Origin of the sequence: Sphingobacterium sp. UBA7249, assembly GCF_002472835.1 — a bacterium.
GTDB classification, from domain to species: Bacteria; Bacteroidota; Bacteroidia; order Sphingobacteriales; family Sphingobacteriaceae; genus Sphingobacterium; species Sphingobacterium prati.
On the sequence record NZ_DKST01000007.1, the window covers coordinates 164,204 to 190,363 of the forward strand.

The 26,160-nt window shown below is 34.5% G+C and carries 26 protein-coding genes; all 26 read right to left on the bottom strand.

The genetic code is table 11. The features are described from left to right. Positions 1–8 precede the first annotated feature (8 nt). The 26 genes from B4A24_RS04700 to B4A24_RS04825 all read right to left on the bottom strand — a co-directional run bounded on the left by B4A24_RS04700 (position 9) and on the right by B4A24_RS04825 (position 26,087). Positions 9–701 carry an outer membrane beta-barrel protein gene (locus tag B4A24_RS04700; RefSeq protein WP_293943107.1) on the bottom strand — a complete coding sequence of 231 codons (693 nt, stop codon included), beginning with the start codon at positions 699–701 and terminating at the stop codon, positions 9–11. A gap of 135 nt (positions 702–836) precedes the next feature. Continuing rightward, on the bottom strand, positions 837–3,236 hold the full coding sequence (locus B4A24_RS04705; RefSeq protein WP_293943109.1) for a GumC family protein: 2,400 nt from the start codon (positions 3,234–3,236) through the stop codon (positions 837–839). Positions 3,237–3,244: 8 nt separating this feature from the next. Further along, entirely contained in the window at positions 3,245–4,027 is a 783-nt protein-coding gene (locus B4A24_RS04710) for a polysaccharide biosynthesis/export family protein (protein WP_293943110.1), read from the bottom strand. Between the two features lie 187 nt (positions 4,028–4,214). Further along, entirely contained in the window at positions 4,215–4,646 is a 432-nt protein-coding gene (locus tag B4A24_RS04715; protein ID WP_293943111.1) for a WxcM-like domain-containing protein, read from the bottom strand. Positions 4,647–4,654: 8 nt separating this feature from the next. Continuing rightward, complete coding sequence (locus tag B4A24_RS04720; RefSeq protein WP_293943113.1) at positions 4,655–5,614, bottom strand: UDP-GlcNAc--UDP-phosphate GlcNAc-1-phosphate transferase; 960 nt, start codon at positions 5,612–5,614, stop codon at positions 4,655–4,657. Positions 5,615–5,644: 30 nt separating this feature from the next. Then, positions 5,645–6,541 carry an NAD-dependent epimerase/dehydratase family protein gene (locus B4A24_RS04725; RefSeq protein WP_293943115.1) on the bottom strand — a complete coding sequence of 299 codons (897 nt, stop codon included), beginning with the start codon at positions 6,539–6,541 and terminating at the stop codon, positions 5,645–5,647. Continuing rightward, positions 6,538–7,689 (bottom strand): glycosyltransferase family 4 protein, encoded by a 1,152-nt coding sequence (locus B4A24_RS04730; RefSeq protein WP_293943117.1) that lies wholly within the window; start codon positions 7,687–7,689, stop codon positions 6,538–6,540. Before B4A24_RS04730 ends, B4A24_RS04725 begins: the two co-directional genes overlap by 4 nt. A 208-nt stretch (positions 7,690–7,897) precedes the next feature. Beyond that, complete coding sequence (locus B4A24_RS04735; RefSeq protein ID WP_293943119.1) at positions 7,898–9,001, bottom strand: right-handed parallel beta-helix repeat-containing protein; 1,104 nt, start codon at positions 8,999–9,001, stop codon at positions 7,898–7,900. 2 nt (positions 9,002–9,003) lie between these two features. After that, positions 9,004–9,573: an acyltransferase gene (locus B4A24_RS04740; protein ID WP_293943121.1), complete on the bottom strand. Its 570-nt coding sequence runs from the start codon at positions 9,571–9,573 to the stop codon at positions 9,004–9,006. Beyond that, a complete protein-coding gene (locus B4A24_RS04745) occupies positions 9,573–10,481 on the bottom strand; it encodes a glycosyltransferase family 2 protein (protein WP_293943123.1) in 909 nt (302 codons plus the stop codon). The genes B4A24_RS04740 and B4A24_RS04745 overlap by 1 nt, the downstream gene beginning before the upstream one ends. Position 10,482: 1 nt before the next feature. Beyond that, positions 10,483–11,553 carry an EpsG family protein gene (locus B4A24_RS04750; protein ID WP_293943125.1) on the bottom strand — a complete coding sequence of 357 codons (1,071 nt, stop codon included), beginning with the start codon at positions 11,551–11,553 and terminating at the stop codon, positions 10,483–10,485. Beyond that, positions 11,553–12,515: a glycosyltransferase gene (locus B4A24_RS04755; protein ID WP_293943127.1), complete on the bottom strand. Its 963-nt coding sequence runs from the start codon at positions 12,513–12,515 to the stop codon at positions 11,553–11,555. The genes B4A24_RS04750 and B4A24_RS04755 overlap by 1 nt, the downstream gene beginning before the upstream one ends. Next, positions 12,508–13,572, bottom strand: coding sequence for a polysaccharide pyruvyl transferase family protein (locus B4A24_RS04760; RefSeq protein WP_293943129.1), 1,065 nt, complete (start codon positions 13,570–13,572; stop codon positions 12,508–12,510). Before B4A24_RS04760 ends, B4A24_RS04755 begins: the two co-directional genes overlap by 8 nt. Positions 13,573–13,576: 4 nt before the next feature. Continuing rightward, on the bottom strand, positions 13,577–15,103 hold the full coding sequence (locus B4A24_RS04765) for an MATE family efflux transporter (RefSeq protein WP_293943131.1): 1,527 nt from the start codon (positions 15,101–15,103) through the stop codon (positions 13,577–13,579). Between the two features lie 8 nt (positions 15,104–15,111). Further along, positions 15,112–16,395, bottom strand: a complete 1,284-nt coding sequence (locus tag B4A24_RS04770; RefSeq protein WP_293943133.1) for a nucleotide sugar dehydrogenase — start codon at positions 16,393–16,395, stop codon at positions 15,112–15,114. 27 nt (positions 16,396–16,422) lie between these two features. Further along, the gene (locus tag B4A24_RS04775) at positions 16,423–17,391 is read right to left on the bottom strand and encodes an SDR family oxidoreductase (protein ID WP_293943135.1); all 969 of its coding nucleotides are present in this window, start codon (positions 17,389–17,391) and stop codon (positions 16,423–16,425) included. A gap of 13 nt (positions 17,392–17,404) precedes the next feature. Then, complete coding sequence (locus B4A24_RS04780; RefSeq protein ID WP_293943137.1) at positions 17,405–17,923, bottom strand: ArsR family transcriptional regulator; 519 nt, start codon at positions 17,921–17,923, stop codon at positions 17,405–17,407. Between the two features lie 236 nt (positions 17,924–18,159). Further along, the gene (locus tag B4A24_RS04785) at positions 18,160–18,633 is read right to left on the bottom strand and encodes a hypothetical protein (RefSeq protein ID WP_293943139.1); all 474 of its coding nucleotides are present in this window, start codon (positions 18,631–18,633) and stop codon (positions 18,160–18,162) included. Positions 18,634–18,901: 268 nt separating this feature from the next. Beyond that, a complete protein-coding gene (locus tag B4A24_RS04790) occupies positions 18,902–19,900 on the bottom strand; it encodes a mannose-1-phosphate guanylyltransferase (protein ID WP_293943141.1) in 999 nt (332 codons plus the stop codon). 4 nt (positions 19,901–19,904) lie between these two features. Further along, positions 19,905–20,327, bottom strand: coding sequence for an adenylyltransferase/cytidyltransferase family protein (locus tag B4A24_RS04795; RefSeq protein WP_293943143.1), 423 nt, complete (start codon positions 20,325–20,327; stop codon positions 19,905–19,907). A gap of 12 nt (positions 20,328–20,339) precedes the next feature. After that, positions 20,340–20,819: an adenylyltransferase/cytidyltransferase family protein gene (locus tag B4A24_RS04800; RefSeq protein ID WP_293943144.1), complete on the bottom strand. Its 480-nt coding sequence runs from the start codon at positions 20,817–20,819 to the stop codon at positions 20,340–20,342. 116 nt (positions 20,820–20,935) lie between these two features. Continuing rightward, a complete protein-coding gene (locus B4A24_RS04805; RefSeq protein WP_293943146.1) occupies positions 20,936–21,457 on the bottom strand; it encodes a 3'-5' exonuclease in 522 nt (173 codons plus the stop codon). A gap of 50 nt (positions 21,458–21,507) precedes the next feature. Beyond that, positions 21,508–22,629 (bottom strand): UDP-GlcNAc--UDP-phosphate GlcNAc-1-phosphate transferase, encoded by a 1,122-nt coding sequence (locus B4A24_RS04810; RefSeq protein ID WP_293943148.1) that lies wholly within the window; start codon positions 22,627–22,629, stop codon positions 21,508–21,510. Between the two features lie 208 nt (positions 22,630–22,837). Then, positions 22,838–23,950 (bottom strand): glycosyltransferase, encoded by a 1,113-nt coding sequence (locus B4A24_RS04815; protein ID WP_293943150.1) that lies wholly within the window; start codon positions 23,948–23,950, stop codon positions 22,838–22,840. Then, positions 23,947–24,990 carry a glycosyltransferase family 4 protein gene (locus B4A24_RS04820; RefSeq protein ID WP_293943152.1) on the bottom strand — a complete coding sequence of 348 codons (1,044 nt, stop codon included), beginning with the start codon at positions 24,988–24,990 and terminating at the stop codon, positions 23,947–23,949. The genes B4A24_RS04815 and B4A24_RS04820 overlap by 4 nt, the downstream gene beginning before the upstream one ends. A gap of 2 nt (positions 24,991–24,992) precedes the next feature. After that, positions 24,993–26,087, bottom strand: coding sequence for a hypothetical protein (locus tag B4A24_RS04825; RefSeq protein WP_293943154.1), 1,095 nt, complete (start codon positions 26,085–26,087; stop codon positions 24,993–24,995). Positions 26,088–26,160 lie beyond the last annotated feature (73 nt).

The following is a 26,160-nucleotide window of genomic DNA, read 5'->3' on the forward strand; positions in this document are numbered from 1 at the left end:
CGATTAGCTTATTTCCGATTGAAAAGTGCATATTTTAAACCCAAGGACACAAAACCATATTGGTCATTATTTTTATTAATTATCCCGTCTAAATTATCATTGGTCGTTAAGGTATGCTGATAGTTGACATTGATTGCCCATTGTGGCCCGTATAAAGTGCGGCCAAAGGGAATGTCAACGCCTACACTTAGAGGTATCACAAAATGAATTTCCGACCGATCCTCAGCAATTTCTCCGCCAAGGTCAACAATAGAAGTTGCATATGCTGGATCAAGTTGTAGTTTAATACGATTTTTAAGAGCTCCAGCACCTGCCCCTACATAAACATTCGAAAGAATTTTTGAAAGGGTATTTGATTGAAGTGTATAATAGCTGTAATTTTTTGAGGCCCCTAGAAATTGTCCTATCCGTACCTTTCCATTCACATTTGCTGCATAATAGTTATTTTCAAATTCACTATTATAACCGCTACCATTCAATTTACCTTTTTCGCCATGCAGCCCTACAGATATGAACGGAGTAATAAGGTAATCTGCTTCGCCGTAAAAAGCAAATTTAGCTCCATTATTGGAAAGATCCGTTAACGCGAATATGCCCCCAGCACCGGCACCTACACTTATTGGTCGAGAAAATTGAGCCGAAACGGTCCCGATAACCAGACCCAGTAATGCGAATAAAGTGCAAAATAGTTTTTTTACCATAGTAAGTTGATTAGTATTAAAAATATTACAGTCATAACGAATTGTAATAAAATTTAGTATAAAAATAAAGCCCCAAATCGACTCTTCGACTTGGGGCTTTGCAATAATGAAGCCAAACTCAATTTTCGTATATGGCTATTTTATATTTAAACGATCTTTAAGGTCTTGCCAAACCTTTGCTAAGCCCTTTTTCTTTTTTCCTTTATCACCATAACCGTAGCCATAACCATAGCCGTAGCCATAACCGCGGGCAAAGTCTACGTCATTGACTACTGCCGCAAGGTTTTTCAATTTTCCATCTACATATAGCTCGCGAGGCACCTGAAGCAGACGTTTATCAAGATAATTAACACGAGATACATAGAGCGTTAAATCAGCATTATGTGCAATTAATAATGTATCGGTTACTAAGCTAACTGGTGCAGTATCGACTAGGATATAGTCATAATGTCCACGAGCGTATTTAATCACGTCGTCAAAGTGACCGTTCATCAACAACTCTGCCGGATTTGGAGCTATATATCCTGAATAAACCACATCAAAATCATAGTTCCCCGGTTTCTTAATAATGATATTATCTACATCCATATCCGGATTGATCAAGAATTGCGTAATCCCTACATTTGTATGCTGTAAGTGAGACAGTCCAAGATAATCCAATACTTTGGGACTTCGAATATCCGCACCAATCAATAAAACCTTTTTTCCAGACATAGATAAGATCTGCGCCAAGTTGGTCGTAACAAATGACTTACCTTCACCAGAAATTGTTGAAGTAACGAAAACAACTTTTGAAGCATCTTTCTGTTCAGCTCCAAACATAAAGTTCATATTGGTTCGCAGAATACGGAAAGCTTCAGCTAAAGAAGAACGATCATTTAAATGCACGATAGTATCTTCAGCAGTAGGAATTTCACCAAGAACTGGTACTTTGACAATGTCCTCGATATCCTTACGCGAATGGATTTTATTATCCAATAGAAATTTAAGGTAAAGAATTATAAAGGGGACCAAGAAGCCTGCAATCAGTGCTCCTATTAGTACTATTGCTTTTTTTGGAGAAACAGGAATACCATTGCCATAAGCAGCATCAATAATTTTCAAATTATCGGGAGTTGCAGCAGCCTTAACTTCACTTTCCTCACGTTTTTGTAAAAGCAATAGATAAAGTGATTCTACGATTTGTTGCTGCCTTGAAATCTTTTTAAAGCCTTGTTCTTGGTTGGGAATCGAGTTAATACGTCCCCTAATCTCATTTGATTTACTTTGAATACTACTTAAAGCTAATTGTGTTACTTTCTGATAGTTTTTCAATGACTGGCGAATATTCTTATCAGATTCAGTAATACTTTCATTTAATGCGATTACCGCAGGATTTTGTTCAGAGGCCGATTTTAACAAATCGTCACGCTCTAAAACTAATTTGTTATAAGCAGTTATCGAATTGCCTATAGAAGCATCCTGCAAGCCAATATTAGACGGTATAAGTTTACCAACTTCTTGGTTCTTAAGATAATCACTCATATGATCAACCAATTGTAGCTGTGTACGATATTCTAACACTTTTTTGTCATTCTCTGAAGCATTATTCAAAAATACACCAGCTTCAGTAGCCATATCGACCATTGAGTTTGCCGATTTAAATTCTGCAGCTTGTTCATCAGCCCCAGAAAGATCTTTGGAAATCAACAATAAGCGTTTATTAATAAAGTCAGAGGTCGCACGAGTAGTTCTGAGCTTATCATCCGTCAAATCATTATTATAAACATCAATTAATGAATTTAAGACCAACTTAGCTTTCTTCTCCAATGAATTTATCATCGAAAAATTAACCACATAGGACTGAGCCTCTTTACTCGGAAGAATAGAAATAGCGGCCAAATTAGCATCAACAGCCCAATTTTTCGGAATAGCGCTTACTGTATACTCGACTCCTAAATCGATACGCTTTGGGTTAACTCTATGGAATAATATAGGTCTTTCTCCAACCTTAAAATACTCATCAAAGTTACAAGTCATTTTATTCCCAGTTATAGCATCAGTTACTTGTAGCTGCTTCCCATCGATTGTGACTACACGAAGATCTAATATTATACTATCTTGGTTCCCTTGAGTCTGCAACACAAAAGGCATTTCGGCTTCTAAAATTTCAGAAGAAAGGATTTTACCTTTAAGCGCATAAGAAATATTTAAATGATGTTGATCAACAACCTTTCGCATTAGCCTTCTAGAAGAAAGAACCTCTATTTGATCTGTTACATAAGCGAACCGATTGCCACCAAACCCCAAACCACTACTTAATTCTGCAATTCCTGCAAGTTCTCCAGCAGAAGCACTTCGCTCATCTTTTAGTAAAATTTTTGCAGTTACATTGTAATTTTTCTGAGCGTATCTAAGATAGACCACTGCAATCCCAATACACACAATAATTGACACTGCAAACCATTTCCAATAATAGGCATATTGCTCAAAAAGCTGTCGTAGATTAATTTCCTCTTCTTGAGTTTCCTTAATTTGTTTAGGATATTTTTCCATGAAATTTATTATCGGGTCAATACTGAAATCACTGTAATTAATAAGCTTGCAATCGAAATAATGATATTAGTATTTGCTCCCAATTTCGAATTGTTGATTTGCGCTTTATTTGGTTCGACATAAATGACATCATTTTGCGCTAAATAATAATATGGCGAATTTAATGTGTTTTGTTGAGTTAAGTCCAAGCGATGCATTGTTTTTTGTCCGTTCACTTCTCGAATCAACATGATATTCTCACGAAGTCCACGAATGGTCAAATCGCCAGCCATTCCTAAAGCTTCTAATACAGTCACTCTTTCCGTTGGTAAGGTAAACGATCCAGGACGAGCTACCTCTCCTAACACGGAAATCCGAAAATTATTAAAATTTATATTTACACCTGGGTCCTTTATATACTGAGCTAACTCAATTCTCAGTTTCTCTATAGCTTGGACACGAGTTAAACCTGCAACATGAACCTTTCCTAACATAGGCAAGGTGATATCTCCCTCATCGTTAACCGTATAAGTGGGGCGAAGAGCCATATCAGTTTGCTGCGTTAAGGTACCGCTTGTCATTGAACTTACAGGATTAAATGGTGTTGTCACCTTAGGGTCGGCTGCTGTAACAACAACGGTCAAGATATCGTTAATCTGAATCTTGGGCACGTATTGTTCATACAACGTATTTATTTGGCTCGAATCAGGCTGTAAATAGACCATGTTCTTACGGGAACCACAGGAACCAAACATTATTAAAATTAGAGCAAATAATGCCAGGAATAGACCATACTTTGAAAATAATCGCATGCGTATTTATATATTATAATTTCTTAGTAATTTATCAACAAAAATATATTTATTTATCCAAATTAGGTGTAAAGATGCAATTTTAAAATAAAATAATATCTATTGTCAAAAACCATTGTTATCAAAAGCCATGCCCAAATATATAAAAAACAGAATATGTTTAAATTTAAATTGTAAGAGACAGACACTATGGTTGATAATTTAAAAAGTAATTAGTATGCCAAGTATAATCATCTAATGATGCATCGGCAATAGAGCGATCTGCATATACTAATAGTTCGCTCCCAGGTTCCAATGCTCTAAAAGCTGTACCAAATCCTGCCGAAACATGTAACAATCGCATTTCGTTAGCCGTCAATATTTTATTTATTACAGGAAGGCATGGATCAGGAGTTTCCCAATTATCAATTTCGATTAAATCAATAGAGAAAGCTCCTGAAAGAACATAAAACCAACGTTGTTCTACTCGATGGGCGCGCCATCCTCGAATTAACTCTGTATCTAAATTTTTAATAATATAAAATCTTTTAACCAAAGACATATCAAAATCATTCACAAATCGAATTTGCCCTCGGTGATCTTCAGCTTTCCCACCTTGTATAGTACTTATATTTGCCATAATATATATTAATGTGCTACAAACCTTTTAATAACATAATTTTTTATACCTAAATAAATCATACTCAATCCAAACAAGACTGTAATAGAAAATAATATTTGTGTATTAGTATCTTCATTCGAAAACCATATAACTAAACAACCTATGCAAATTTGAATTAGTCCATATATAAAAGAAATAAGTAGTTTATTTATTCCAACCTCATTTCCTAAAAATTGATACAAATGTGATCGGTGTGCTTTGAAAATATTTTCTTTTCGATACAATCTTCCTATAATTGTCCATACTGTATCTATACCGTAAACAGCTAAAAATAATATATAAATGAGATTAGTCGTTTTTAAGATTAATAAACCTAATGCAAAGAGTAAAATATAAGCGATGGCCACAGAGCCAACATCTCCAGCAAAACATTTTGCTTTAATTCTAAAATTAAAAAAAGCAAAAACCATCACTCCTATTAAAGAAAAAAGCAATAAATCATTTTCAATAAAATGTATAGTTTGATTGACAATTAAGAGTAAACCACCTACTGCCAAGCTATAACAGGCGGTTATACCATTAATACCGTCCATGAAATTGTATGCATTAATAACCCCAACGACAACAACAAATCCACCTAACAAATAATACCAAGACATATCAAATAGATCTAACTGATATGCCATAAGAAGCACAGATGAAAAATGTATCAATAGTCGTATTCTATTAGACAAAGTAAAAACATCATCTAGAAAAGAGATAACTGTCATCAATGTCAATCCAATAAAAAAATATGGATATTGAAACCCCGATGAAATAAAATACGTCAAGGCAGCAAGATAAAAAACAATACCCCCGCCTCTTAATGTAATCGAAGAATGTGATGATCTCTCATTTGGCTTGTCAATAATATTAAAACGATCTGCTATTTTGAAATAAAAAAGCTCTAAGATAAACATTGCAATCAACACTAAAATATATGTCATTTTTATAAAATAATTTTATATAATTTATATCTATCGAAATGATTCGATTGTTTTTTTTATTCCTAATTGTGCTGTCATTGGCAAGCAATCAATATCTAATAGCTGTTTAATCCTATTATTAGAAACTAGCAAGTTACTTGTCATTTTTTTTAGACGCTTACTATTTAACGGGATGGGAATGAAGTCCCCTATCTTAGCAATACTTTTCACAAAAAATTTAGGAAGCGCTAAATCTGGAACAGTTTTTCCTGTAACATTCTTTATTATCGTTATGATTTCTCTAGTGGAAACAGGCTCGTTGTCCGCTACATGATAAATCCCTGTATCCAGACTATTCATTTTTTCGATAATTTTTTGAATAAAAAAAACCAAATTATCGATAGCAATAAAGGAACGAACATTATCAAAAGAGGCTAGAGGATATGGGACTCCCTTTGAAATCATTTTGTATAATAAACCTAAATTCCCTTTATCTCCAGGTCCGTGAACCATAGGTGGGCGAATGATTATTACCTTTTTACCTACTGGAATTTCTTGCTGTAACAACCACTCTTCTGCTTGGCGTTTAGATTGTCCATACCAGGAAACAGGACGGCATTCATCTGTCTCATTCAGCGGCTGAAGAGATTCAAATTCCTCTTGGGATGCAATTGAACTAACATGAATTAGAAGTTTAGCAGAAGATCTCAAAAATTCTTTAAAGATCTGCTTTGTCAATTCTACATTGGCATAATAATAGTCACTCTCAACAGACCTCCCACTGTGGTCATGAGCTTTCCCGACTAAATTAATTATAGCGTTAACATTACTAGCAGCCAATTTATCTTTCCAATCTTGACGTCTTAATGATAATCCAACAGAATCAGATAGCGAATTAAGTAAATTTTTTCCGATGAAGCCCGAACAGCCCAATATAACATTTATCATCTCTGCTTCAACTTTTCCTTATAAAAGTCTATTAACTTATCCCAGAATTTTTTTTGCTCAAAGTTTTGAACCATATTATATCTAGCATTCTTCGAAATCTTGATCCTAAATTCCCAATTTAAATATAAAAATTCACACTTGTCTAAAATTTCCTCTGAACTTTTAGGACTAATTAAAACCCCACTTACATTATCTTCAATAATTTCGTTACAACCATTGATATTAGTAGCAATGCAGGCTAGATTCATTGCCGCTGCCTGCATTAATGATTGAGGAAATCCTTCTCGATAACTTGGGAACACAAATATATCAGATATCGCTAAATAAGGGCGAATATCATTCTGATGCCCTACAGAAATAATACTTTTGTTCGATTTGAGCAGTTCTAAAGTACTGTCTTTTAAAGGATTCAATTCTTCAAAAGGGCCTACAAGAAGAAGTTTGACATTAGCATATTTATTATTCAAAGTGCAAAAAGCCGTTATTAATTCATTGACTCCTTTATAATATGCTAATCTTCCAACAAAACAGTAAACAATATCATCTTTCTCTATATTGAGACCACTACGGAAATTTTCACAATAAACAGAGTTGAATAAATCGGGATTGAAATATGTTAAATCTATTCCATTGGAGCTTCCTTTACCAATAACCTGGAGCTTATCTCCTGTATAAATTTTGTCTTCAATAAATTCTTTTTGTCGAAACGAATTAGGTAAAACATAATCGGCACATAAATAGGTAACTTTTTCTACTAGAATTAACATCTGCCTTTTTAAACCTTCAGTTTCCATCAATGGTAGCCCTGCTACGGTATGCACTTTTAAAGGGACATTACAGATCCAAGCGGCCAACATGCCAATGATGCCAGCCTTTGGAGAATGTGTATGAACAACATCAGGTCTTAGTTTCCTGATAATTTTAATTGCAGCGAATAATGAAAGTAAATCTTTGAAAGGATTTAATGTGCGAGTCAATTTCAACTCACAGTAGTCCACTTTCTCTCTTTCTTGTATCTCTCTGATCCTCTCATCTTTAGTACATGCAATAGTTACTTCGATGTCTTTTTCCCCAACATATCTAAGTTGGTTTTTTAACAACAGATCTAATGAATGAGAAACTGTTGTTATCCTTAATAATTTAATCATAAAATTTGATCACATTTCTTAGTTGAAACACAAGACACTATTTTCTTAGCCGTAGATAATACAAATAAGCCCCTTCAGCGGTAGCTCACTTCTAATTTGAAGAACTGCCTAATAACAATATGAAAATAATAACTGACTGTGATTAAAATATCTACTCTTTTATTGTCTTCCTGAATTACAAATAAGCTTCCATAGTTTATAGATCTCGTTAATTGATTACGGAAATTCGTCGTGCTTTTAGATCCCGTTTTAATTGAGGTAACTTCTTATCAGTCGATCTCACCTTAGAAATAGTTAATGTTGGCATATAATTAAAGTTGCTACCAATTCTAGCTGCGTTTGATTTTCCATTCCAAACACAGCTATTAAAGGAAATATTTCCCCCTATCTTCTTAATTTGGCTTTGATATTTACTTTTGAGCCCCGAAATCAATACACTATTTTTAGATCCATTATCTATATGATTATTGACATCAATAGAGACTGTTTTAAGTGAATTCCCAATTAGTTTAACCAATACTATACCAATTCCCGATTCATTGTTGTTATGAGTCACGATATTATCCAAATGTATCCCTTTTAATATATCATTACTATTATTTGGTTCAATAGCCAATCCTGCCATTGGTAAGGTACCGCTTTGGTTGGATAATAGGATATTTTTAATATAAATATTAGATCCACTGATAATAGAAATTCCATTTCTACGATTAAAATCCATCATTCCTCCATTTATAATAATGTTGTCGGAATTTTTATTTCCTGAAAGGCGATTAATGTAAATACCATCACCCCAACAGTTCCTAATTGATGGGTTTAATATTTTTACGTTGGATGACGATAAGATACTAATTCCCATCCCCCATTCTCCTCCACTTCCCAGATGTTTTTTACGGTCACCTTCAAGTACTGGATTAATCAACGTTACATTCTTCTTGTTTTCAATTTTTAACATTGCGAACTGTTGTTTTCTCGAGGGCTTGAGATATAATTTCGATTTTTCATTAAATACTATTATACTATTGTTTGAAAGATGTATCCCATTATCATTTATTTGAATCGGAAAATTTGGCATTTTTACATAAGAATTTTCCGAAATTGCCTTTTGTATGAAATTAGTATAATCAACACTTCCATCTTTCACATGATTTGGAGGAAGATAATTTACTATCTCTACGAACTGGCGTCCTTGTATTTCCGTAGATACAGAAACCTTTTTAGGCTGTAAATTAGTGCTATATCGAAACACTGGCTGTGAACAAGCTCCACATATACTAGAAAACACAACAATTAACAAAGCAAATATTTTCATAATTAGTCTATTTTTTTTAAAAATTTATTAGGTACTCCTCCCACTATTGTATGACTCTCCACATCTCGATTGACAACACATCCAGCCGCGATGATGCTTCTTCTTTTAATCAAAACTCCTGCAAGAATTCTCACACCACATCCAACCCAAACATCATTTTCAATAATTACCTTTTCAAAAACCTCTTTATTATATTTAATTGGTATATCCACATTAGCCCATGTATGATTTGACGTTAATATTGAGCAATTGTGAGCAATCGAAACATTATCTCCGATATTTAATTCTCCGGCTCCCTCGATATAACAGTAATCATGGATACTAACATTATTTCCAATCGAAATGTGTTTTGCATTTTTCAGTATAACATACTTTCCAAAATAGACATTATCTCCAACATTTTTACAAATTGCTTTAGCAAGAATAAATCTCAGTCCACAAAATAACTTTCCTCCAAAATTAGAAAACAAATCCCATAGAAAGTAATTTACAAAAGCCGGGAAAAATCTAAGAATTGCCGAACAAGTATTCAAAAGCGGTTTTACATATTTAAATATTTTTCTACCCTGCATTATTTGATTTTTTTAATATTTACATCCTGCATAAATCTATCTTTAAAAGATAACACTACACCTAATGGAAGTGCGATAACGGCTAACATGGAAAAATGCACTTCCTTTAATAGCTCGAAGATATTACTAGATTTACATAATGCAAATCTCCAAAAATTGATTAACGCCCGAAATCTCAATTTTAGCGGAGCCATAGGATTTTTTGATAATTCTTGATATAACAATGTGGTATATTTTGGATTTTTCCTCCTATTTCTTATACTATTATTAGAAAGCCCTCCTTCCATGTATTCAGCAATATAAATCACTTCATTAAAATATCTGAATTTATATTGTATTGCCATCCTATTCCAAACAAGAGATTCCGCAACAAACTTTTCACCGATAATATCCGGAAATTTAAAGGAGCGAAATTTTTCTGTAATCAATACCTTAGCCATATCAGCTTTTACTCCAAATTTCTCCCTTCTTTCAATTAAATTAGAGTCAGTTATTGCCTCAGGAAACATATTCTGACCCATTAATTCACCATCCGGATATGCGTTAAAACCTACTACACCAATGAATTCATCATTATTTTTAATCTGTGAATAGTAATTTTCAACCAACATTAAGCTATTCATTGGAAGATAATCATCGCTGTCAACAATGAAGAAGAGAACTCCATTTGCTAGATCTACCCCCTTATTAATAGCTCTATGCTTACCGCCATTTTCTTGCTTAAAATATGTAACAGAAATTTTCCCCTCATCAATCCATTCTTTAACCAGATATTCCGTATTATCTGTACTACCATCATCAACAATTAACCACTCAAAATCTTTTGATATTTGTTGTAATAGAGAATCATATAAGCGTGGCAAGGTGTCAGCTCTATTATAGGTTGCTGTAAAAACTGTTATCATCATCTTAAACTACCAATATTTTATAACCTTTAACCAAAAAAACAACTAATATAAACAAACTTAATTTAAACCTAACAAAACTTATTTTTAGACCAGAATTATCTATCAATGGAAAAAACAGCAAAATAGACATCATGAATTCTGCAAGATAACCAAATCGTAATGCATAAGTAGTGTTTATAAGAACAATATAGATTGTATGTGTTAGCATATAAGTTTTTGTTAATTCTAAATAAAAAACATTCCTAAATTTCTTATACACTATCATATAAACAGCGAATAAGACAGGGAATGCACCAAAAACTAAAAAATTACCCCAAGAGCTACTTTCATCACTACTTTCCGCATAACTTCCGACACGATCAGAAAAATCTAACATTAAGTTAGCAATTGGAGCCATTATATTAATCTTCAACAAACTAATGCCAATTGCACCAAGCCAAATAAGCAGTATTAACTCTATTTTTTTTAAATATTTTGCTATAAAAAACATTAAAATAGGAATAATCATTGAAATATGGAACCCCAACGAGAGAATTGTAACTGTTATTATTTTCCATCTCTTTTCTCCATTATAATAGTATGCAATTACAATCATTAATAAAGATGCGGCAATTCCATTACGCATTACATTTATTCCAAATTGGAAGAAATACGGTGAAACAATAAATAAAAGAAATGGTAAATAAAAATTCTCTTTAAATATTTTTTTCAGACCAATAAAGGCTCCAAATACATACAAAAATGCACATATTTTCAAAAAAAAATTAAAATCAAATATTTTCGAGACGCAGTAAGTAAAGAAGTCGAAAAAGAAATCTTTCTTTATAAAAAACGTATCAGATTTTCTATATAACTCAAAAGCACGACTGTAATTATATGTATCTACGCCGATTTCATTATCTCTATCGCCAATATAAAACACTGTAAACAAAGAAAAACAGATCAATATAAAAAATTGCAGGTTATTGATTTGCTTCTTATCAAAATAGCTAAAAAATGAAGTCCCAACCGTAGCTAATAGAAAGAACAGCAGATAATAATAATATCCTTGTATAAAATAAATCTCTTGCATCAATGATGAAATATTTTAAGAAAAAATCTATTGTTAAGCAGCCTACCCAAAATTCTGAATTTCAAACGCTCACTCTTTATAGCCAACGGATAAAGACCAATGTCTTTTAGCTTATTAACAATATTTTCCATATCTTCCCTTTTTATTTTCTCATTTTTCATTCTTAAAAATATTGATATTAACAGTTGTTCAGATTTACGAGATAGACCGCGATAAAGAAGTCCTGAAGTTTTTATTCGTATTAGGTTTATAGCATCTACCACAACTACCATATCTACTAATCGTTTGACTTTTTTATTATAATCTGAAGTATTGATAATTGATTCCGGCCTAGATAAATAGGCATAAGCTACAGCATCTCCAAGATGTTTATACTTTTGTACATAAGAGATATAGATTGTTGTAAAAGCTTCGTCTTCATGATATATACCTTTTATAAATCTGATGTTATTATTATCAATGATTTCCTTCTTATATATGTACATCCAAGCATTGGATATAACTGTGTAATTATTTAACAACTCGACACCATCAATTATAAATGTGTTAGTGTTATAATTAATTTTTGTTGGCAACGTTCGTCCTTCTGCAGTAACTCTCTGAAAACCAAAAGAAAGCAAGTCTAGTGAATTCTTATGAATCTCTGACATAAAATCTTCTAAACAATCACATAGTATATAATCGTCACTATCGACAAACCATATATATTCCCCTTTGGCGACCTCCAGCCCGGCATTCCGTGCGTCTGATAAACCACCGTTTTCTTTATGAATAACAACAATTCTGTTATCTTTATCTGCATACTCATCACATATTGCGCCACAGCCATCAGGCGACCCATCATCGACTAGAATGATTTCCATTCTTTCATAAGTTTGAGCCAAAATAGAATCAATACAAATAGGAAGGAACTCTTCCACATTATATATGGGTACAATTACAGAAATTAATGGTTTATTCATCGATAGCTTGTTTTAAAGGATTGTATTTTTCGAGCAATTTCGAATTGTCATACATTTGGTAATCTTCTAACTGGATCAATTCATCAAAAGCCAATTTTGCTTCCTCAACGTTTTTAACGAATTTGATATATTTTAAGTCCTTAATCCAATCATATGTTCCTGTCACCTTTTGATTATAATTACTAAAAACAATACAGGGTGTACCTGTAATCGCGGCAAACACCATTCCGTGCAAACGATCAGTAATAGCAATCTTTGCTGAGCGAAATTGTTTAAACTTACCTTCTAAAATTTGTGCTCTTTCGTTCACAGTATTGATGGACCTGAAGTCCTTAACATGCATGTCAGATGAAATTACTTGTTTAAAATTACTTGTTAATAATTTTTTCACTTCTTTCTTATCTTCTTCTGACAATATTGACTCTTGGTCTTGCCTAATCACCTCCAATCCATAAGATCTTTTTTGAGATAATATCTGTGATGTAAACAATACGATATCCGGAGTAAGTATCACGTTGTTATTTGGAAAATACTCTTTCATCAATTCGTACGAAATACTTTCTCTAGCTGTCAATGTAAGCTTTGGGTGTTTTGAAAAAATATCTTGTGTAATTTTTAATTCCCTTTGACCTTCGTCGTTGTTAAAATAATAAATAGTTTGAGGTAAAACAACAATTTTATTGTCGGGAAAATTCCCAACTAAAAACCTTCTTAGCTTTTCTTCTGCCATATATTCATTACCAAAATTTCCTCCACCATGTAATGTTACTATGTCTTCTTGTTTAATCAGGGCTCTATACTTTTTAACGAAATTTATCATCTGCGACTGATTAATCTCAATAAGCTTATAATCAGAATAATAATGCTTAAAAAAATCAATTTCCGCCGCTGCAATAGCATGGTCCCCAATGTTAGAATGTGTTGGAGTCTGAAACAGAAAAATTCTCTTTTGTCCCACACTATCTGCGACAAGATTCTTCGCAATTTGACTTAGTTGTAGTCTATTCAAAATGATTCTTTTCAGCGATCTCATTTTTGCAACTAGTGTCTTTATCATAATATCAATTTTTACTTATTTTACGTTTAATAAATACAACAATTTGTTCTCTTTCTTTTTTATTTAATCCTATACATACTGCAATTGTAAATAGTATAAATTCAACCAAAACACATTTTATAGCAAAATTTAGATAATTATTATTTGTGAACGAATAACATGAATAGTTTGTCATGCCTACAATTAATATTAATGTAATTACTGCGACAAACAAGAAACTTAAGCTCTTCTTTTTGTCTAGATGATTTCTATTTTTAATATACCAGAATCGATAACAAAAAGCCAAGATATTCAGTAAAAATTTCCATAAAAAAGCGTAAGTAGGAGATAAACCGAGTTTTAATGATAAATATACCAAAGGTAAATTAAGCAAGAGAATTAGCGATAATATTATTTGATATTTTTTTATGTTGCCTATTGCGTGCGCCGCAATCCAAAATGGCCCACTCAAGGCATCAATAAGAGATATAAAAATAATAATCTGCGTAAACTCTCGTACATAGCTTGGTATGTTATCTCCCAACCATAACTGAAGTACAAAATCTGTATTTACTAAAATAGGAAAAGCTAAGAATGCTAATAGAAAAAACGACATCTTAGACGTTGTCAATATTAAATTGTTATGTCTTTCAAATTCTCCCTTTGCATATGTTTGAGTAATTTGCGGATTAAAAGCTACTTGAAAGTTACTCACAAAACTATATATCGCCGCATTAACCTGATTCGCAATTCCTACCGCAGCATTTAGCGTAACCCCCAAAAAAATGTTTAATATCATCCCAATACCTTGACTTGCACCAACATTAGCTACTTGCCCTAAAAGGTTCCATCCTGAAAAAGATGCCATTGATAACATTAATTTTTTATCGTACACAAAACGATAGATAGATTGTGCGTTATATTTCTTAATACAGAACCATCTGTATATTATATTAATCATAAAATTAACAATCATTAAAAGGATGCCATAAACTATTAATCGGTCATATCCATTGAAAACCAGCAAGAGGTATACAATCACTAATTTTAATATTGTTTCCAAAATGCCGACATAGGCATAAAAAGACATCCTTTGATAAGCTATAATCACTGCATTATATGGTATCCGAGTAATATCGATAATAGTCGTAAGCAATGACATCTGATAGACCCAATTCGCTGCATACAGCCTATCTTCTGGAATATTTAATTTATGATTTAAAAACCATAAACCTATTGTTTCTCCTAAAAGCAATACAACGAAACTGATTAAGAGATGAATATTAAAACTTGTACAGAATAACCTATTAACTTTTAATAGATTTCCTTGAGCAATTTCGAAATTCAAAAATCGCTGAGTTGAAGATGACATAGCTGCATTCAAAAAAGAAAACAAAACTACAACTCCCCCAACCAAATTATAAATACCATAATCATCAACCCCTAGTGTTCTAAGAATAATACGAGATGTATAAAGAGATACTCCCATATTAAAAAACATTCGCACATAAAGAAAGAGGGTATTTTTTGCTATTGTTTTTGAACTTGACATTTTCTATTTTAAAGTCTATTATCCGCCTGTTCAGAAATAATTCCTTTCACATCATAAACAATAGCTGATTCTTTTTTCAAATCACTAAGTTGAATATTCAAAAACTCTTCATGTGCAACCCCCAATACAATTGCATCAAATTTAGCCGCGGGTAATTCTGTCACGCTCTCAATTCCATATTCGTGTTTAACTTCAGCTGGATTTGCCCATGGATCATAAGTAGTTACCTTCACACCATAATCTTCTAAAGCAGTAATGACGTCAACAATTTTTGTATTACGTACATCTGGACAATTCTCTTTAAACGTCACACCAAGCATTACGACTTCTGCGCCATTTACATTAATACCTTTCTTGATCATGGTTTTAACAACTTGCGAAGCTACATACTCGCCCATAGAGTCATTTAAACGACGACCTGCCAAAATAATTTCTGGATGATAACCATGCTCTTGTGCTTTTTGTGCTAAATAATATGGATCTACACCGATACAGTGACCGCCAACCAAACCTGGTTTAAACGGCAAGAAATTCCACTTCGTTCCAGCAGCTTCTAATACAGCATGGGTATCAATGTTCAAGATATTAAAGATCTTGGCTAATTCATTGACAAACGCAATATTGATATCACGTTGTGAATTTTCAATTACCTTAGCGGCCTCAGCAACTTTGATACAAGGAGCTAAGTGTGTACCTGCGGTAATTACTTCCTTGTAAACAGCATCAACCTCCTCACCAATCTCTGGAGTGGAGCCAGAAGTAACTTTTAAGATCTTCTCAACGGTATGTTCTTTATCACCTGGATTGATCCGCTCTGGCGAATAACCTGCGAAGAAATCTTCGTTGAATTTTAGTCCTGATATTTTTTCCAAAACCGGAATACATTCTTCTTCTGTCACACCTGGATAAACGGTAGATTCGTAAACAACAATATCTCCTTTTTTCAGTACTTTCCCTACGGTTTCTGAAGCTTTATATAACGGCGTCAAATCTGGTCGGTTATTTTTATCTACCGGAGTTGGCACAGTAACTACATAAAAATTAGCCCCTTCAATATCTGCTAATTGATTCGAACAATACAGACCATTTGTATTTGTGGCAAATGGATTCTCATTAACCAATGCCGCCTGAAGAATATCATCCTCAACCTCTAAGGTTAAATCCTTGCCAGACCGCAATTCGTCAATACGCTTTTGATTAATGTCAAATCCTAATACTGGAAATTTAGTTGCGAACAATCTTGCCAAAGGAAGGCCGACATAACCCAACCCTATTACAGCTATTTTTTTCATTATCTATATGCTTTTAATCTAATTAATCTATTTTAAATTATCCCAATACCATTTTACCGCCTCTTTCAGACCTTCACGGATGACGTGTGTAGGCTCATAATCCAATAACTGGCGAGCTTTATCAATTGAAGCTAGTGAGTGTGGAATATCCCCTTGCCTATTAGGGCCGTGGATTATTTCTACCTGGGCAATCTGCGCATCATATTCAGTCAAAAATTCCTTCAGATAACCGACCAATTGGTTTAAAGTAGTACGGTCCCCAACAGCTGTATTGTAAACAGTATTAACGGCAGCTGCATTATTAGTTGTCATAGCACGCTCGTTCATCTGAATCACATTGTCGATGTAAGTAAAATCACGTGAATAATCTCCCGTACCATTAATCACTGGGCTTTCATGACTCATAAACTTCTTCACAAATAACGGAATTACCGCTGCATATGCACCATTGGGATCTTGGCGACGTCCAAATACATTAAAGTAACGAAGTCCTATAGTCTCTAAACCATAAGTTTTCGAGAAAATATCCGCATATAATTCATTGACATATTTTGTAATTGCATATGGGGATAATGGCTTACCAATGATATCTTCTACTTTTGGTAGGTTTTCCGAATCGCCATACGTTGAAGATGATGCCGCATAAATAAATCTCTTAACACCAGCATCACGGGCTGCCACCAGCATATTTAAAAAACCAGTTACATTTACTTCGTTCGTTGTCTGTGGATCTTTTATCGATCGTGGGACTGACCCTAATGCTGCTTGATGTAATATATAATCAACTCCCTCTACAGCTATCTGGCAATCTTTATTGTTACGAATATCACCTTCAATCAATTTAAAATTTGGATTATTGGTATGTTGCTCGATGTTATGACGGTGACCAGTCGCGAAGTTGTCCAAGACAACCACTTGATGTCCTTTACCTAAAAAATGCTCTGTAAGATTAGAGCCTATAAATCCGGCCCCTCCCGTAATTAATATTTTACTCATTTTATAAAAAGTATTATATATTGGAATTATTTGTATATAAACTAAGATAACGTTGCTCTTCTGTAGATTTCTCAAAAGAAAGATTCACTTTCTTATCCAACTTTTTTCCAACCTTGTCCGCTAACTGCAATAAATATGCCTGATTTATATTTTCACCTAAAATTAACACATCTATTTCTCCAGAATCTATTCCTGCAGCATAGTCGCCTAATAGGCCAACTTCCTGAATATCTCCGGATTTCTGTAGAATATATTCCACAATTTCATCAATACCCAAATAGGTATGAATTAATCTTTGAAGCGGCTTAAATAAGGAGTGGGAAGTATTGGCTCGGTACAGAATTTTGTTTTTGGATGTATTCTTTTCCAAATAGCCTGCTTCTGAAAGTTGGTTAAGCTCTTTGCGAATCGCATTGGTTGACTCCTGAAATTCATCAGCCAGTCCCCTCAAATGTCCTTGGTTACTCGCAGAAACGAAAAACTTAATCAACAATTTGAGCCGGGTCTTAGAAGTAATCAATGAATCCAACATCGGTTTAGTAATAATGAGTAACAAAAGTACTCAATCCGGATTTGCTATGCAAATGAATAAATTGTTAAATAATAAAAATAAACTATTTATTTTTGACAAATCGTTTTTTAGCCTCCTGAATCACAGAGTTTCGGCACTACAATTCACGTGGAACATTAAGTCTGAAATGGGTATAAGTTTAGATACCTTGTAACAAGGTATCCAAAAAATATAAAACAAGAGTATTTTTTAATCGATCAGATCTCAGCTCTTTGATAAAGATCCGAAATTGGCACTATAGCAGTAAATGATTCTGGTCTGTTTTGCTCGAAGTTTAACACGCCCGAAATACTTATACGTCCGCCCTTTAAATCTTCAATTTTTGCACTCCTTCGGTTAACTTTAAAACGTACTGAAACATCTGATTTTATGCTATCTTGTCGCTCAAATGGTATCACTAAAATTTGCTCAAGATTGACATCCAACGCGGAATGTAATGGTTTTACTTTTCGGATAACGATATTCTTCAGCCGGTCATCGTTTCGTTCAGCTTTGAAGATAAATACACCACTTCTGGCATTTCTATCGCCGCTGTACTGCCCGGGGCGCTCCTGAAACATATAGTTGACAGTCATTCCGACGCTTTTATTAAATCGCTGTTCCAGCTGTTTTCTCCGCCAGAAAAAATATCCCCCTAAAAATAAAACAATAAGTATGGCTATGGTCATCATATTAAATATGTTGGTTAAAGTTAAATGACTAAAGTATTGCGCACCGACGCTATTAAATACTAACCAAATATATAATAATACTATTAATTAAACATTAACTCGGCAGGGACAAATAGGGGACATTTGAGAATGCACGAGCAAACAATCAGCCATAAAGATTAACTTTTTGTTAACCAAGCACTTTACGGATATCGGTTCTAATAAAAGGATAATATCATAAAAGCTGAGCCGGACTGTAACGATCAGGTTCAGCTTTTATTCTAGTAATCTAGTCAATCAATTTGGATTGATGACGTTCTAAAGTATTGTAGATTTTTTTAACATCCTGCGATTTTTCTTTTTGCAAGACCAAAATTGCATCTTTTGTATGCACCAAGATACTGTCTCTCAAACCAACAAAAGCGGTATAAATATCCGTACCGATCACCATATTACCATTCTCATCGACAGGATGCCCGGTCTGTTTTAAGTAATCGTACATGGACTCAAAAGATCCCAGGTCAGACCATTGAAAACTCGTAGCAACCACACGGATTTTCTTCGATCGCTCCATTACGGCATAATCAATCGAAATAGAAGGAATCTCCTTAGATAAAGTTAAATCAAGCTCCCCATCCTGACGGTGTTGCCAGGCATTAAACGCCGTTGCATATACCTTGGGTTCAAAATTCTGCAATTCGCTTAAGAAAGTATCCGCGCGGAAACAGAACATACCTGAATTCCAGAGGAAATTACCCCGCTCAATAAAATCTTCTGCCGTATCTTGATTAGGCTTCTCCCGGAAAGAAAGGACCTTATCATCTTTATACTCGATGTAACCGTACCCCGTTTCTGGTCGAGTTGGCTGTATACCAAAAGTGACGATATAACCTTTATTGGCCTTTTCGATACCAGCTTTTATAGCCTCCGCATATTCCTTCTCACCTACAATAACATGATCCGAAGGTGTGACAATAAGGATATCATCGGGCTGAGCCGCGAATGCGGCAAAAGCAATTGCAGCAGCAGTATTACGTGGGGTCGCCTCGACAATATCGATATAATCAACCTTATTGTTTTCCATGACCTCACGGCTCAAACTGTGATTATCACAGTTGCCTACCACGATAACCTGTCCACATAGTGATTGATTGCGCTTAATGGTCATTTCAAACAGGGAGCCATCTTTAAATAAGGAAAGATACTGCTTTGGGTAGCTCTTCCGGGAAAGTGGCCATAAACGACTCCCTACGCCCCCCGTTAATACCACATGGATAATTGTGCTCATAATATTATTTTTTCTCTGCTTCTTTATCTGCGACAACTTTGCGTAAACCTGAGCTCGAGAAACGATGTGTGCGTTTATTATAATAGATCTCGATATTTTCTTCTACACAATACGACCGTCCCGAAAAGTCAGTGTCGCGATATTCTTCGCCGATAATACGCATATTGATTGGTAACGCCTTAATCATGTCAATCAGATCTTGCTCAGTCTCGTAAGGAATAATCTCATCCACATAACGGCAGCCCTCCAACTGGATATATCGCTCAACAATGGTCTGTGTGGGTTTAGCCTTTTCCGGCGATACTTCCGATGGGTCGGTATTGAGCCCAACAATTAAATAATCGCAGTGGCGCTTAGCCTCTTCCAGCATCATAATATGACCGGCGTGCAACAAATCAAATACACCAAAAGTAATTCCTATTTTCATGTAGTTATTTTCTTAGATTGTTGATGAAAGGTCTGATTTCAATAAGGATTGTTCTTCTAAATTGGCATTTGCCACTATTTTACGCAAACCAGAACTAGAGAACCGATGGTCGCGACTGTTGAAATACAATTCGATTCCTTTTTCCTCGCAATACGCTCTACCGGTAAAGTTTTTCTCCCGATACTCGTCGCCGACGATACGTACGTCAATATTAAAAGAACGAAGTACATCCTCAAGATCCTGTTCAGTAGCATAAGGTACTATCTGATCCACATATTTGCACCCTTTAAGCTGAATATAACGCTCGACAACGGTCTGCGCGGGCTTATTTTTCTCTGGCCGGTCCAAAGTTGGATCAGTCTGTAAGCCGCAGATCAGAAAATCGCACTGACGCTTAGCGTCTTCAAGCATTTTAATATGCCCGGCATGCAATAAATCAAAAGCACTAAAGGTAATCCCTATACGCATGCCTTTGGCTGGAATATTTATCATAATTAAATTAAAATTAAAACCAATAAAATGACAATCTCTTTCTTTTATCAAAGATAAAATTTATAATGAGAACAATGGATGACCTCCTTTCATTCTACGTAAATTCAATGTAAATATCATGCCAAAGAAGGGATATCAGCATGTCTGAGGTATAAATTGGCACAGGCACGGGCATCGGAAAGTGCTTCATGATGATTCAGCTCAATTCCCAATACCTCGCAGCAAGCATTTAGTCTGGCAGGCTTAAAACCTTTCCCCTGATAGATCTTGAAAGTACATTCCCATTTCTCCATTAAACCCAGGCTATCATAAGGGAGATTATAGTAATTCATGGTCTTGCGCAAAACGCCACGGTCAAATAATTCATTATGTGCGACCATAACACGATTATTGATTAATGGAAAAATACGCGGAAATAATTCTTTAAACGTAGGTGCTGTGGCGGTATCCTTTGCCCTTATACCATGCACACGGGTAGTCTGCCACATGTATTGGTTTTGAGGAGGCTGGATCAGTGAATAAAATTCATCAACAATAATTCCCTGCTCCACCACCACCAATCCGATAGCACAGGCAGAATTTTGGTTGGCTGTGGCTGTTTCGAAATCTATTGCTGTAAAACTTAATCCTGACTGCATGTTCACTCCTCTTAAAAGTCGAGGTAAAATTAGAGGTTTTTTAGATCATATCAAATTCCGGTATGCAATAAATCTTCTCGTTTCTCCTTTTTAGGCATTTCGATAATCTTGGCTTCCTGGGCTAATTTGACTTCTGAAACCAACTTTCGCGCTGTGTTTCTACGCGCTTTCAACCTGAGAATACGCCTGTGACGGATAGCATACTTCTCCTCTCCCTTAATATAGTAATTATTGAAGATATACTGCTTTACGATCAGATAAAATGCGCTCAATCCCGCAAGTGTTGTGATAGCAAAAGACCATTGTACGGAAGCATCAAATTGTACAATATAAATTACCGATGCGCCAAGCACTAATTGGACAAGACCATAGACAGTTGAGACCAATAGGCTGCTATGACCAACTTCATTACTTAACATGTGCAGTAAAAACGTACGATGTGGCTCAAAGATATGATATCCTTGATACACACGACGCGCAACGGACCAGCCGATTTCAATACCATATACGCTAAGGAAAAGGATATAGGTAAAATCACCTGTTTTTAGAATTAATTTTCCCAAGGCAAACAACAACATAAAGGAGAGTACCGCTGGCCCTACGTCTCCGGCGAAACAGACCGCCTTCTTACGAAAATTAAAAAATCCAAAAACAACTACACCAATCAAAGTATAGATCAAGAAATCCTGTTCGATATAGTTTATTTTGGTATTAACGTAAAGTAAAAGCCCCCCCATAATTAAGGTACAAAATGCTGTCATTCCGTTGATACCGTCCATAAAATTATAAGCATTAATGACACCAATGTTGAATACAAATGCTAACACAAGATAATACCATGGGTAATTGAATACACCAAACTCATAAACCATGAGTAATACGGATGCTAAATGAACTGTTAATCTCGCTGTTGGATGCACCCCACGAATATCATCTAAGAATGAAATATAGGTTAAAAGCGTAAGCCCTAGAAAGAACCAAGGGTACTCAAAATCATTACTAAAAAAATATATGATCGAAGCGACATAAAAAATAATTCCTGCTCCCCGAATGGTAACCTTCGTATGTGAAGAGCGCTCATTAGGCTTGTCAATGATATTAAACCGATCTGCTATTTTTAAATAAAGAAACTCTAAAACGAAAAGGAATATAAGGGTAAAAATATAAATCATAAAATATATTTAGTTAGTCAAATAAAGCTTTGCAAATATAATAATATTAAGTTTTATTTAACAAACGTTAACCATAGTATTTTCGCTACATGAAGAAAATATTTTTTTAATCTTCTGTGTATTATATCTCAAATTATCTATAATAGCACGCTCGCTGTCTATATACAATAAAAAAATACTGGCTTTAATTCCTAAACATTGTTTAATCTTACTTTTTATATAAATTTAAATAAGCGTTTATTAATTTCTCCCTCGAAAATTCTCTTACCCGCTCAAGCGCATTCTTGGAAAATGAGCTATAAAGATCGCGCTCACGTATTAATAAATTGATAGCCTCGCGTAATGCATCGACATTCTTCGGCTCAACAGTAAGCCCCGTGACTTGGTGCAAGGAGACGAATGGCACTCCGGACTTTAAATTGGTATTGATTACGGGTAGTCCTTTTGCCATGGCTTCGAGCTGAACCACTCCAAATGCCTCTGCCTCATTGATTGATGGCAATACAAACAGATCTGATTGGTTATACATTTGCTCCACCTGCACATCATCTAGATTCTCATAAAATTCTACTTTATCTTTTACACGAAGTTCTTTCACCAGTTCACGTAGATATCGGCCATGTTCCCCGTTTCCGACAATGCTTAATTTTACATTAAGATCTTTTATTGCTTTAATTAAAAATGAAAGTCCTTTATAGGCTCTTAGCCGGCCGACAAATAGTATATTTAGAACGGCTCCTTTTTTCAGTGAGCGCACTTGCCCTTGACATGTATCATATCGCTCATTGTAGGAAAGTGGTATAACTTCAATCTTTTTATCGTAAGAAGGTAATAATGAAGAATTCTCAATCAATTGTGGCGAAGTGACAACAATTGAATCCGCTCGATCAAGTATCTTCCTCACGAACGGGTCATAAAACTTCTCTAAAGATTTCCACCTTGACTGGCCAATATTGGCATGCCACGTAACAATGAGCTTTTTATTTTTTAGACGATTTATTCTGTTTACCAAGTTAATCTCCATATTGGGAAAGGGATAATGATGATGGATTACGTCATGTTGGTCTATCAATGTTGCGAGTTCTCTATAGTAAAGGGTTAGAGGTTGGCTTTTAAAGTGCCCAAAAGTGCGTTCCTTAATATAACAAATTCCATTATGAGTAAATCGCTGAAAGCGCATATCGTTAGTATAAGAATTGGAGTAGACAGTAAAGCTAAAGTCATTACTCACAGCATGCCCACCCTCAACAATATCCTTAACAACCGACTCCATTCCACCTGTAGAGGGGTAAGCATGTTTAACAGTATGTAAGATTTTCATGGTAATAGTTCAATAATTTTTAATACACTGTTCGTCCATTTATATTTGTCCAAAATTACAGATCGCTGTATATCCGATAACCTGATTTCATCTAGATTATCTAAGCAAAAAAGTATTCGCTCTTCGAGGTCCTGTTTAGATTGCGGATTGAAATAGACTGCCGAATCTTGAAAAATTTCCCGAAAGACTGGAATATCAGCAATCAACACTGGACAATTAAAATAAATAGCTTCTAATGGCGGTATCCCAAAACCTTCATACAGACTTGGATATATAAAAAGTGTCGCCTGAGCATAGAGTTCCTGCAATTCGACATCTGAAATATAACCTGTAAATCGCACTCGAGATGCGTCAAAATCTTTTATGTCAATATTAAAGTTAAGATGCTGTTCAGCTTTTCCTACTAAAATCAAATCAAGATCGATCTTTTTTGAAAGCTGTCCAAACGCTTGAAGTAAAAGCCTGTGATTTTTCCTCGGATCTAGCGAGGAAACTCCCAAGATAAATCCTTTAGATTGCTTTACCGTACCATTTGTATTTCTAGTAAAGCTATTTCCATTGTACACTACCTGTATTTTATTGGCTGCTATCCCCAGATATTTTATAATTTCTTTTTTTGAGAACTCACTGACTGTGATAATATGCTTACTATTCCGTGCCGCAATAGGAGTCATATATTTATAAAAATAGTAATAGCCTTTAGAAAACCATTTCGGTTCGTGTAAAAACGAAAGATCATGGATAGTCATTAGCTTATTCTTGTATAAGATCGGCCCCAAACCTGTGAAGTTAATCAACAATGCATCATTTTGAGTCAACATAAAAAAGGCAAGTGACAGTTGTTCCCAAATATGGGAATCACCAGATCCAATGAACCTAATATTCAACCCATAATCATTTCCTAACTTATTTTTATACTTCTTTGGAACTAAAAGCGTAAATTCTACGCTTTGCTTTTGCAAAGCCTTACTTATTTCAAGTGCAAATCTCCCGACTCCTGTAATGGATTGCGTTAAAAATCGGCCGTTAATATAAATCATGGTTAAAATTTACTACCATTAAATTGACTAAAAAAATCATCTGCTATTTTCTCTATTGACAGTTGCAGCTTCGCCCTTTGTAAGTTTTCAACCTGTTCCTGATATTCGGTTTGGTAGTTTCCAAGCAATATTTCGTTTATTTTACTTTTCATTGCATTAAGGTCATCGAATAGATAGCCTATATTCCCTAACCTATTAAAATAATAAGTGAAATAATCATTTTTTAATGCTAAAATCGGCTTCTCAAATTTGATAGCATCGAAAAATGCGCCACTGGCACATAAACTATAGAATTCGTTGTCGTAGAAAAAAAGGCTATAATGAAGATCGAAAATTTTACGTTCAAATTCCTTCTTCGATAAAATCGTATTAGATCCATTTGTCTGAACATAGGAGTTGACAAACTTCTCCAAATCAGGGAGCATGGTACCGATCAAATTAAAAGAAAGACGATTTGACAAAACCTCTGCTTTGAAATAATCAGCCAATAGAAATAAATTTTGTGTCCTTTTATTAATGCTACCTATTCCTATTGTTCCAAGCTGTAAATTATTACTTCTCTTTTCTGTCCCTATTGAGACTGTCCTGTAATCATAAGGATGATCTATGCTTAAGAGGGAGCTCTGGCTTGGTACGCTGTAGCCACTAAGGTTTTCTTTTATAATAGCACCAAAAACCAAATATTTGACAGATTGATCTACAATTTTAAATCCTCCTTTTAAAAACCATCCTAAAAACCTAAGTTTTCTGCTCTTCGTATCTTTTAAAAATTCCATCTCACCATGAAGACCAACAATAACGCGAATACCAGGGAATAACTTTTTAATGACCTTAAAAAAGGGATGTGATATTGGAAATATGGAAGAAATATAAATCAGCTGAACGCTTTCCCTTTTTGCGGCACGGAAGATAGTATAGACATTAAAACTTTCCCGTAATACTTTTGTAAACCAACTGGTCCAATTACCATCGATGACTCGAATAGATTTAAAAAGCACACGCTTCAGATCATGTCCATCTAACCCAATCGCTTTGAAATGCCGCTTAGATGAAAAAACAGTTATATCCTCATATTTAAGCGTAAGAACCTTTATCATCGAATAATTTAATGAAGAATGAGCTTCATTGTCCTTATTCAACTCCACAAAATAGACCATATAACTTTAAATA